This window comes from Psychromonas algicola (genome assembly GCF_004378355.1).
GTDB lineage: Bacteria > Pseudomonadota > Gammaproteobacteria > Enterobacterales > Psychromonadaceae > Psychromonas.
Genome location: NZ_SNUB01000019.1, coordinates 52,999 through 64,065, shown reverse-complemented (window position 1 = coordinate 64,065; position 11,067 = coordinate 52,999). Strand labels below are relative to the sequence as shown.

At 35.8% G+C, this 11,067-nt stretch carries 7 protein-coding genes and 1 tRNA gene; 2 read left to right on the top strand and 6 right to left on the bottom strand.

Annotation, left to right across the window (positions count from 1 at the left end; translation table 11 throughout):
* Positions 1 to 149: 149 nt before the first annotated feature.
* Both E2R67_RS10680 and E2R67_RS10675 read right to left on the bottom strand, forming a co-directional pair.
* Positions 150 to 225: transfer RNA gene (locus E2R67_RS10680), tRNA-Val, on the bottom strand.
* A gap of 203 nt (positions 226 to 428) precedes the next feature.
* Positions 429 to 2,063 (bottom strand): cation:proton antiporter domain-containing protein, encoded by a 1,635-nt coding sequence (locus E2R67_RS10675; RefSeq protein ID WP_134290946.1) that lies wholly within the window; start codon positions 2,061 to 2,063, stop codon positions 429 to 431.
* A 217-nt stretch (positions 2,064 to 2,280) separates the two neighbouring features.
* On the opposite strand from E2R67_RS10675, the gene arfA reads away from it, so the two are divergent.
* Positions 2,281 to 2,511: an alternative ribosome rescue factor ArfA gene (gene arfA / locus E2R67_RS10670; protein ID WP_243837000.1), complete on the top strand. Its 231-nt coding sequence runs from the start codon at positions 2,281 to 2,283 to the stop codon at positions 2,509 to 2,511.
* Positions 2,512 to 2,602: 91 nt separating this feature from the next.
* Here arfA and E2R67_RS10665 read toward each other — a convergent pair whose 3' ends face one another.
* Positions 2,603 to 3,220, bottom strand: a complete 618-nt coding sequence (locus tag E2R67_RS10665; protein WP_134290945.1) for an alpha-ketoglutarate-dependent dioxygenase AlkB family protein — start codon at positions 3,218 to 3,220, stop codon at positions 2,603 to 2,605.
* 246 nt (positions 3,221 to 3,466) lie between these two features.
* Between E2R67_RS10665 and E2R67_RS10660 the strand changes: the two genes are divergently transcribed.
* Positions 3,467 to 4,600 carry a GNAT family N-acetyltransferase gene (locus E2R67_RS10660; RefSeq protein WP_134290944.1) on the top strand — a complete coding sequence of 378 codons (1,134 nt, stop codon included), beginning with the start codon at positions 3,467 to 3,469 and terminating at the stop codon, positions 4,598 to 4,600.
* A 9-nt stretch (positions 4,601 to 4,609) separates the two neighbouring features.
* Here E2R67_RS10660 and E2R67_RS10655 read toward each other — a convergent pair whose 3' ends face one another.
* The 3 genes from E2R67_RS10655 to E2R67_RS10645 form a co-directional block, all read right to left on the bottom strand.
* Entirely contained in the window at positions 4,610 to 5,296 is a 687-nt protein-coding gene (locus E2R67_RS10655; protein ID WP_134290943.1) for an HNH endonuclease signature motif containing protein, read from the bottom strand.
* Positions 5,297 to 5,508: 212 nt separating this feature from the next.
* Positions 5,509 to 8,757: a DEAD/DEAH box helicase gene (locus tag E2R67_RS10650; protein WP_134290942.1), complete on the bottom strand. Its 3,249-nt coding sequence runs from the start codon at positions 8,755 to 8,757 to the stop codon at positions 5,509 to 5,511.
* 506 nt (positions 8,758 to 9,263) lie between these two features.
* Positions 9,264 to 11,039: a class I SAM-dependent methyltransferase gene (locus E2R67_RS10645; RefSeq protein ID WP_134290941.1), complete on the bottom strand. Its 1,776-nt coding sequence runs from the start codon at positions 11,037 to 11,039 to the stop codon at positions 9,264 to 9,266.
* Positions 11,040 to 11,067 lie beyond the last annotated feature (28 nt).

Here is an 11,067-nt window from a genome sequence, read left to right as displayed (position 1 = left end):
GCATTTGTTTTGCCTGAACGGCGAGAGAGAAGTTACCCAAGAATGGTTAAAGCGAGACCCAAAAGATACGCAGAAAGAAAAGGTAAAAAAATGCCCATCAGTTCTTAACTGACAGGCATTACACATAAAGTGGGCTTTTTTATTGAATTTGGTGCTCGCTACTGGACTTGAACCAGTGACCTACGCCATGTCATGGCGGCACTCTACCAACTGAGTTAAGCGAGCTTACTTGGAAGCTTTAAAAGCAAAGCGAGTTTGCGATATCTCTTGGTTACTGTCAATCAAACTTTACTATTTAAAGTTTGATTGATGTATTTTTGTGCACTTAATGCTAATTCTATACTTTAATGGTAATGAAAGAGTAAACTTATCTAAATAATATGACTTCCTATAAATATTAGAGATGCTCTAAGAAAACAAAAATAAAATTATTTCTGCACAGCCTCTGTGATCCTAACATCATGTTCAATCTCACTATTTTTAACCAATAACATAGCTGTTTCGTGTTGCGCATGTACAAAAGAGCTAATGGCAAGATCTGATAATTCATTCTTTTCATCTAAATTGTTAATTTTAACAACCAAGTTAACTTGTGGGTGATATTTTAAAACCGATTCACAAATGATTTTTATATTTCTAATTGAATTCAACGTTAAAATCACACTTGATGAAAGCTCAACCTTTAACGATTCTAAAACGGGTTGTTTTTCTAGATGGCCAAAGTAAGCATCGTAACCTCTTAAACGAGCAATTTGAACGTGTTGCAAGTTGTCTGAAATAATTAGAAACTTCTTACCTTTCTTTTCTAATTCTTTAGCAACAATTCTTCCTAATGTATGGAAGCCACAAATCACAGTATGTTGTTCAATAGCAACCGGTGTAATTTTATCGGCTTCAAAGAATTCAGTAACAAATAAAGCAGCAATCTTATAGATATTATTAACCATAAATGGTGTGATTATCATAGACAACACAGTAACTAAAATAAGGAAACCGCCAAGCTCCTGAGTTAATAATCCTTCGCCAGTGGATAACGCAAAAATAGCAAAAGAGAACTCTCCTACCTGACAAAGCGCCAGCGCTGATTTTATAGAATCACTTTTATTCGACTCATGTCTTATTAAGAAGTAAACCACCAAGGCTTTTACTAACATAGCTGAAACCAATACCAAGGCAACAATATGCAAATGCATCATAAAATACATCACATCAATTTTGGTACCGATAGAAAAGAAAAACGCACCTAATAATAAATCTTTGTAGGAGGCAATATCTGACTCTACTTTTACATGGAAGTTACTTTCAGCGATGATCATGCCAGCTATAAAAGCACCTAATGAATAAGTGAACCCCATTTCATGCGCAATTAAAGAAGCACCTAATACAATGGTTAATACCGAACCAAGGAACATTTCTTCCATTCTTGCCCGGCTTGAAAAATACAACAACCACCCAATAATTTTTTTGCCTAAAGTAAACATAAAGACAATCACTAAGCTTGCATAAATAGATGTTTTTAATAACACATCCGCGACTGAAAGCCCTTCTTTAGCTAAGAAACCAATTAATAATAAAATAGGAATAACAGCTAAATCTTGGAAGATCAAAATCGCCACTGATTTTTCACCATAAGGTGTCACAATATCTTTAGATTTTTTAAGGTAAGTCACCACAATAGCGGTAGACGACAAACTAAAGGCAAGTGCAATAATAATCGCAGAAGTTGTGTCTAATTTAACTAAATAGAAAGCAATTAAGAAGATAACAATGGAACTAACAACAACTTGAAAAAAGCCGTTAATAAAGATAATTTTTCTAAGTCGTTTTAGCTTTGCAAAAGACATCTCCAAACCAATGGTAAACATCAAAAATACAATACCAAATTCACCAATAATATCGAGTGAATGTAGATCTGCGTGACCATTAAAGTCAAAAATATTGCTTATTATCGTACCAGTAATGATATAACCAACGATATGTGAAATAGCGAACTTGGTAAGCACAATATTAATGACACTTGCAATGGCTAATGAAATTGCAATGATGATAAGTATCGAGTCCATGGCTTCCCCCTGATTATTTGAATGATTTTGCAGTTACAAATAATATATGACGAAAACAATAAAACATACACTTAAAAAGTAAAATATAAAAAAATAACCTTCTTTACAACATCAAATAAAACATCAAAAATATTTTCAATATCCCCTTCCAACGACACAATTTACTGCTAAACTATTTCCGCCCCAAAATTGGGGGTGATAATAAACAAGTGGAAAAATGAAAAAAAATAAAGGGGTAAAAGCTGCAACACTTCCTCAACCAGAAATAGCAGCTAAAACACAAAAACAGACAGATATTGCTCGCGGCACGATCAACCATTCCGCATTAGGTGCATTAGTCACCAGTAAAGTATTTAAACTGCGAGTTGAGAAAGCAAAAAAAGGAAAAGGATCATTCAAGCGTAAAGCAAAACACTCAGGGAAAGAGTGTTATCAAATAGCCGCTTAACTTACAGTGATTAATTGATAATACTTTTAACCTTCACATTAAAAAGGCTTTAATATCATTTAAAGCCTTCGCTATCTAAAGCAATTTAAGCTTAAAGTGGTTTAACAAACCGAAAAGTAAGGTTGATGCGCGGGGCAACTTCTCGTTGCGTTTTAGCAAGACTGTGTTGCCAATGATGTTGTAACGTACCGTGCATTAACATCAAGCTGTTATGGTGAAGTTCGCAAGCCACCTTCTGCAATGGTTCACGGTTATGCTTTAACAAAAAGCGACGTGTTGCGCCTAAACTATAAGAAGCAATAGCAGGATTGAGTCCCAAAATCTGTTCATTGTCAGCATGATACCCAACCGAATCTTGACCATCACGGTACAAGTTAGCCAATACACAATTAAAAATATAACCGGTCATCATTTCTATTTTGCTTTTTAACGCTAACAATCGCGGCGTGAAATGTACGGTTTGATAGAGTTTTTTATAACCACCATCAGCCGTTACTCCATAATCGCCATACCAAGCCGTTAAACGCGGTTGTAGATGACGTTTGTTATACACTTCAATCTCTTCTTGCTGCCAATTACTAGTATTAAGCAACTCATCAAACAACGCTGTCGCTTCATGATCAGACAACAACTGCTGCCAGCAAGTGACTTGCCCATCATAATTAATCAGCTCAATAGGTGGTTCATCGTCAAAAAGGGATAAAGTCATGGCGTTCCGTTACCTAAATAAATTTACTACTTATTATTAATTGAAATAAAATAATGAATGAATGCTAGCATGAAAACTTTTCAAACACATGAGTAAGCAACGACATACCTAACCACTGAAATTAGAACTAAAAATAAGACTCAGATAAATACAATATAATTTTAAATAATCAACGCACAATTTAACTGTTATAGTCACTTTTATAAACGCCTTTAATGCGCCCTTTTTATAAATGAGAGGTCTTGATTGAGCCCAAATATCGAAATCAATGTTGAATTTATTAATGCTCTCGACGCAATCACATCAGAAGACTGGCAAACACTAAACCCTTCAGCTTGCCCATTTCTTCATTATGATTTCTTTAATGCGCTTGAAAAAAGCCAATCAGCGAGTATTGAAAGCGGTTGGCAACCACATCACTTACTTGCATCAGCAAACGACGAACTAATCGCATTCATGCCAATGTATTTAAAAAGCCACTCATGGGGTGAATACGTATTCGATTGGGATTGGGCCGAAGCATTTAAACATTACGACATCCCCTATTATCCGAAATTAGTTGCCACTATCCCTTTTACACCTGTTAGCAGTAACAAACTACTCACTAAACAATTACACATAAGCACCCTATTTGAACCGTTAATCACACACTGCCAGCAACAAGAGCTTAGCAGCTGGCATATATTGTATTGCGAGCAAATCAAAACACCGTTACCAGAAGACGTCTATGAGCGTAATACCGTACAATTCCATTGGTTTAATCGTGACTACAAAAGCTTTGGCGATTACTTAAATACTTTCACATCACGTAAAAGAAGAAACACACGAAAAGAAAGACTAACCATTCCCCAACAAGGCATTGAAGTACGAGAGTTAAAAGGACATCAAATATCGCCTAAAGATCTCGCCTTCTTTTATTTAACCTACCAACTCACTTATTTAAAACGAGGCCACCAACCACACTTAACTATTAAGTTTTTTGAGCAAGTCATCGCCACATTAAGTGACAACGTTTTATTATTGATTGCTAGCGATCAAGAAGAAGATGTCGCTTGTGCATTATTTTTTTACGATGATGAACAACTATACGGACGCTATTGGGGCTGCACCAAACAAGTTAACAATTTACATTTTGAGCTTTGCTACTATCGTGGCATAGAATTTTGCATTCAAAATAACTTAAAAAGCTTTACCCCAGGCACTCAAGGCGAACATAAAATACAAAGAGGTTTCGAGCCGATATTAACCTACTCATACCACTGGATAAAACATCCCGGCTTTAAAGACGCCATCAAAGACTTTTGCCAACGAGAACAAGCGCAAATGCGCATCTATCAAGAAGAATGTAGGCAGTTATTGCCTTTTAAAAAGAAAGATTAAATTTAGAATTTAATAGATACCTTTCAAACGCTGAAGTAATGAACTTAATACAGAGTATTCAAGTTGAAGTTCCATTCTTGGAGCAACTAAACTTTGTAATTTAATCGCTGAGTTAATGTAATCAATTTGTTCGTCTACCGAAAAACGTACCCAATTCTTCGAATGCTTTTTACCATTATGGCTTCTTAATAATAGCTGTAAATTATCAGGATGGTGCTGCCCAGGAGAATCTGGGTTCAATAATGCTTGAGCATGATCGACTTCAAAGTCGAGGGTAAAATATTCTTTTAATTTCTTCGAAATAGTTTCTAACTCATCAATGCGGTATAACTCATGTATTGTTAAAGAATCGATATGTTGCTTAATGATATCGCTACGCTTTAATGGTGCAATATCATCTTCTAAATCTTGCTCTATATTTTCAGTTTTAGTTTCATTGGTTATATAACGTACTTTTTTAGGTCGCTCAGAAGTGTCTATTTCAATATTATCAAAACCTTTCGTTGCTAACCTTGAGCTAATGCGCGCGGCAATTTCTCTTAATCCCGTTGTATCATTTTTTTGATTCAGGGCTTCTTCTTCGGCTTTGATCAGGATTTCTGGATATAAATCACCGACTCTCACTGCCCACTCAGAAACAGTGAGCCACTCATCATAGCCTTCAATAGCTTTAAGGTATTGTTCATGTATTTTCATTATTAGCCTACTTACTTTTTGTTACCAATTTACATCTAGAAACATGATTTAGAACAATCCAAAAAGGTTTCTGTTTTCTTATAAAAACGAATATTAGATTGAGGCTCGTTCTTATACTTCACGCTACCTCTTGCTGACTTATGTTCAGACACCGTACTTGGATACTCTATTTAATATATCTACTGTTATACATTACTGGATTAAGTTAAAATTTATTTCACATGTAAATGAGAAAAAGCATCTGAGAAATACGGCAAACTTGACCACATTTCATAACAACCAATCAAGTACACTCTTTTCTTAGCGCGAGTTAACGCTACATTTAATAAATTAGGTTTACTCGCAGCCCAACTTGCTGCACCAGCACTATCTGAGGCACCTAAAACAAATATAACTAACTTTTCTTCTTTACCTTGAAATGTATGAACTGTGCCAACGCGTTCACTTAACCAATCCTCAAAGTAATTATTTGAGATTTCACTATGACTAAAATTATTTTTAAGGTGCTTTATTAACCCTAATTTAACCTTAGTAAACGGAGAAATGATATAACACTCTGGTAACTCACCATGCCTATTAACATATTGATATAACATACCTAACACATGCTCTGCTTGCTCTGGTACATAGTGCTTATTTTCTTCCGAGCCCTGAATATTAAGCCAAGTGCTAGCACCCCAAACAAAATCATCTTCTTCTCTGATATCATTAGAGCCATGTAACATCTTACTGTTATAAGCAATCTTATTAGCAATTGAAAACATAGGATCACTACAACGCCTATGTACCCTTAACGGACTTCCTAACCATTTATCTAGCGCTATTTTATTCGTACCGAATGGGTTAACTCTATCAGCGAGCTCTTGAACAGAAGTAATCGTAGGAGACCAAGTTAACCAATCATCTTGTAACAAACGCCGACCTAAATTTTCAATAATTTCTGGGGGAGTTGTCAACACAGGCTCTATTTGCAATGGATCGCCTACAACAATTGCACGCTTAGCTCTAAATAAAGCCCCTACCGCTTGCTGCGGTGTTGCTTGTCCAGACTCGTCAATAAACAACCAGCCAATATCACCTTGGCCTAATTTAGAAAATTGATTAGCAACAGAAGCAAAAGCAGAAGACACAACAGGACAAATCATAAAGAATGATTGCCACATTATTTTAGCATCTTCAGGTGACGCTATATTAGCTTTCAATAATTCAGAAAATTTATTAATGTTTTTGTCAAAACCACTATTATAACTCGCAACTAACCAAGCTTGATGTAATTCAAATGCACTTGCAGTCAATGTCGACCTAACTAAATTCAAATGCTGACTATGACCAAAAGCTTTACGTTGTACGACCGCACTATCTATTTCAGCATTTTCATCATAAAAAGTAACATCATGATGTGTTTCATTGATAACCGCACAAGCTTCAACTTCTTGAGTAACTTCTACTAAAAATAAATTATACTCACTTTGACTTAAGGAGAAATCGCTATGCTTCCTAGCAACTAATTTTCGATACTCTTTAATCACAGTCTTTTGTTTGCATCTTTTAAAAATACGATAATGCCACCAAGGCAAGTATTTATGCTCTAGCACTAACAAATATTTTAACGTTCGTTGATAAATTGACTCTCTAGTCAACATTTCTATATGCAATTTAGTTAACTTACGCTTTAACTCAGATAAACGTTCAAGACGAGCTATATCATTCAATGCCTGATTAACGTCTTTTTCTGCTTGTTTAAACTTCTCTTGTGCTTTTTTGAATTCAAGCACTACATCACAGCCATTAGCACAGAACTTTATTGCCTCAACTAAGGTTTGATAATTCTTAGAGACGTCATCACAAGTCATGTTAATTGCTTTATCAAAAAACACTTTAGAATTAAATCGCCTCCTATTACCAGAATTACCTAAGGCTGCGGCAATAAATCCCCAACAATCATCTTGTTCGGGCAAGGCACTCATGTACTTTTGTTTTTTCTTTTCAATGACATTAGCAGCTACTTTTTGAGCGACGGTTTTTAAGTAATTTAACTCGCTAAAGTCCTCGCCCAATGCTTTGTTTTGTGGCAACTCTTTAGTAATATTCTCAACCGCAGTGTTATTGCTCGACACCACTACCATTTCATAACCACATAGTTCGGGGATCAATGGTTTAATAATAACCATTTCATCACCAACTTTAATGCCTGTATCTAATAAAAAAGACGCTTCTATATTTTTTAACTTGGATAATACACTTGCTCGTTTAACCACATTAGCAGCGATAATATCCCGTAGCATAGTGGTTTTACCAGTACCAGGAGGACCATTAACCGAATACAAGCCACCAGCTGCAACATGCTCCTCTAGTGTATTAATCGAAAACTGTTGCATTAAACTCATGGTATGTGATTTATCATCCGGCCAGCGACCTAATGGTGTATTCTTTACCCGCAATTTATTAGCAATAATTTGCTCACCGTCTTTAGTAAACAAGTCGGTAGCGTGAGTGACTTTAGTTGCTAAAAATTGAGTCAGTGGCGATGCTGTTAAAAGTTTATTTTTTTTAATCGCGTTAAATGCCATAGCGATATCATCAATGTAAAAGCTATTTAATATAGGTACATCAGAACTTTCATCTAAGTTTTGGGGATCTTCATTCACCTTGTCAGTTGTTTCTACTACATCTAATTTTTCAGGTGTATCACGTTCAATTAATTGCGCATTTTTTATTAATAATGGGAGCCGTTTAAAGGATTCAATCGCGTGCTCAGGTAGCATTAATTCAGTAGCTGGTGACTGTTCTTTGTATTGACGATTTAATTGTACAATAACCCCAAAGCGGATTTCATTAGGTTTAAAATAAGCCCAGCTGGATAGTAATTTTAATATTTCAAACAACTCAAAGCAGGTGAAAGCTGAGCTGATTTGTTTTTCTGTTTTTATATTACTTGCCGCCACATTAATCTGGTGCAGGCGGTCTCTAAACTTATCAACGTCTGCATCAAAATCGTCTTTATTTAATTTATCTACTTGGCCTTGCAGCAACTTACCTAACGCCCATGGCGCGGTAGACATTTCCAAACTTTCAGGCTGTAATTCGGCTTGAGCATTTAATTTAATTTTTGCACAACAGGTTATGCCCTCGTCTTGACGCCGCTGGAGCCAGTCTTCATCGTGGCCTTCTTCAGTAAAAAATGTTTTTGTTTGTTCAGCAAACTCGCTACGATTAAATATGCCTAAATATAATGTGTAAGCAAACTGTTGATTTGGGTAATAATCCTTACCCGCAGCACGTATACGTTGACGGTCAAACCAAGGTAAACATGTTGGCTTATCTTTTAATTCTTCTGTTGTGAATTGTAATACACCGTCATCTGCTCCCGGGAGTAAGTTTTTTAAATCCAATGTATTAAAAAACTCAGCTTGTTGCCAAAACGACAACACTTTTAATGCATGATCTCTATTAAAATCCATTTTTCTATTCTGCTATTTTTATTATCAATTAATTATTTAGGGATTATTATCCATGCAAGATCATCTAATAAATTAGAGGCTTCACGAAATAAAATTAGTGTTACGTTCTTTCTTAACTTAAATCATCAATGCAATATATATTAATTTGACAATTATCACAGTAAATTAGATCTATAAAATCATGACGTTCGCGTTTTTCAATAACGCCATTTAATAAGCTTTTAAACTATCATATCTTATCGAAGCTCCCCTCAATCTATGGTTGAATAGTTTACGCTAAAACTAGGCTTTGTAGCTCCGCGTGGGAATGCAGACTTACCAACTAACACGATTTACAAATCACAATCAGCACCACTTATCTTTCATAATTACGAGAACTTGAATAACGAAATGCTTATGATCGACATAAGGTCGTTAAGTAATATTTTGGTTAAATAAAATTAATTATCTACTCCATATTGAATCGTTTCAGGTAAGCACTTGAGATATTGAATATGTATTTGTTTTTACCACTCTCTCAACTGTTGCATCTCTTTCAATCGCCCTCTCTGTAATAGCAAGGCTTCAAAAAGATCATCAATAGAGTTGTTATTCGCTTCTAAGCCCGGTAATGCAATATTTGCTTCCGCAAAGAAACGTTGGCTATTGTTTACCTTTTGGAAATCATCGCTATCTGATTGCCTTTTGTCCGTATTATTATCCAACCATGCATCTTGCCACCAATCAGTAATACGCTGTTTTGCATTTTTCATTTTAAGCTCAGTCGGTAAACGATCACTTTTTTCACCATTAGCTTTTACATCACTAGGTAATAAGTTCCATAAATCATTATTAGGCCAACGAGAAAATGGCATGCAATGATCGATGGCGTATTGTTGTTTCAAACTTTTATCTGTCCATACACAATTATGTTGATTTCCTTTATCTACTTTGAGGAAGTCAAAACGCTTGCGCACTTCTGTAGTGTTTCTTTGAGGCTCCAACCAATTCAATGCACTGGCTAGATGATGTTGCTGCTCAGGAAGTTGATATTGCAGATTACCTTGATAGCTTGCCATCGTTTTAACCCATTCGGAGATAAGTATAGGCTCTATCCAACAAGCGTAACGTGTAAAGGCTATCCATAGATGTTCAGGTAATGAAAATTCACCCCATTGTTCAAGAGTCTGTAAATCTAGAAATAAACTATCTTTGGCTTTCACTGTCTTTTTATTAATTTCGAAAACTGTTTTTTTACTGTTACTAAAAGTGATCCTTTGAGCTGGCATTTCTGCAATATTATTTACCGAATGAGAAATAACTCTGTGCATAGCTTTAGCATCTTCACCAATAAATAAATTACCAATTTGATAATCAGAAGCTTGTCGTTCCGTTAATTTGTGCCAACCATCGGCTTTCATAAATCCCATATTTATATTTTTATTAGGTGTTTGAAAGACTTGATGTTTATCGATTAAACCTTTGTATTGATGCGCCCAATACAGCGCCACTAAGCCAACAGGTAAAATGACACGATTATCTTCGCGTCGAATGACGGCACCTGAATGCCCGTCCGCAATGCGTAATAACACACGCATCAATGCTAATTTGTGTGTTCCTGATTTACCATCGTTTAAAGCGACGTGGCGAATGAATGGAAAGGCTCCACTTCCATCATCAGGCAGTTGTAAAACCACAGTTTGCCATTTGACAGACTCCCTGCCGATCATGTCAGGACTCTTATCTGTGACTAATAAAGTCGTTAGCCCCAATTTTTGACTTAAGCTAGTAAGCTGTTCAGTACAAACATCAAACATTTTTCGTTCATCGCCACTTTCACCGTGGCGTAAGGAAATCACTAATTTACCGCCAGGTTTTAATAAATTGGCAAGCTTGCGCAAAGAACGTTCTCGTTGAGAATCTGGAATATGCATCCACACTGCACTCAATAAGATCAAATCAAAACTGACTTCTTGTTTCGTTACTACTTTTAAATCAGGGAGAGAGTCTTGTAACCAATTAACATTTAGCCCTTGTGTTTGATTTTTACCAATTTCAGCAAGTGTAGAAGCCGGTTCAATCGCAGTAACAGAAACATGATTCTTAGCTCCCTGCTCAGCAAGATATTTACTATCTCGGCCGGCACCAGCGCCTAAATCTAATATTCGAGCATTAGGAGTGTTTAAGATAGGAGGTAAATAAGAAAACCACGACTTATGTATCTGTTCAAAAGTTTTAGATAAATAGGAATCAGCAAGGTGTTGTGCATTTTGATTATAAAAATTAGCTGACGTTGTTGGCATAATTACCTTATAGAATTTGAACTCATTA

What these genes read in the sequence shown, in the direction of transcription:
- E2R67_RS10675 (WP_134290946.1), bottom strand. Translation starts at nt 2,063, where the DNA reads ATGGACTCGATACTTATCATCATTGCAATTTCATTAGCCATTGCAAGT.
- arfA (WP_243837000.1), top strand. Translation starts at nt 2,281, where the DNA reads ATGAAAAAAAATAAAGGGGTAAAAGCTGCAACACTTCCTCAACCAGAA.
- E2R67_RS10665 (WP_134290945.1), bottom strand. Translation starts at nt 3,220, where the DNA reads ATGACTTTATCCCTTTTTGACGATGAACCACCTATTGAGCTGATTAAT.
- E2R67_RS10655 (WP_134290943.1), bottom strand. Translation starts at nt 5,296, where the DNA reads ATGAAAATACATGAACAATACCTTAAAGCTATTGAAGGCTATGATGAG.
- E2R67_RS10650 (WP_134290942.1), bottom strand. Translation starts at nt 8,757, where the DNA reads ATGGATTTTAATAGAGATCATGCATTAAAAGTGTTGTCGTTTTGGCAA.
- E2R67_RS10645 (WP_134290941.1), bottom strand. Translation starts at nt 11,039, where the DNA reads ATGCCAACAACGTCAGCTAATTTTTATAATCAAAATGCACAACACCTT.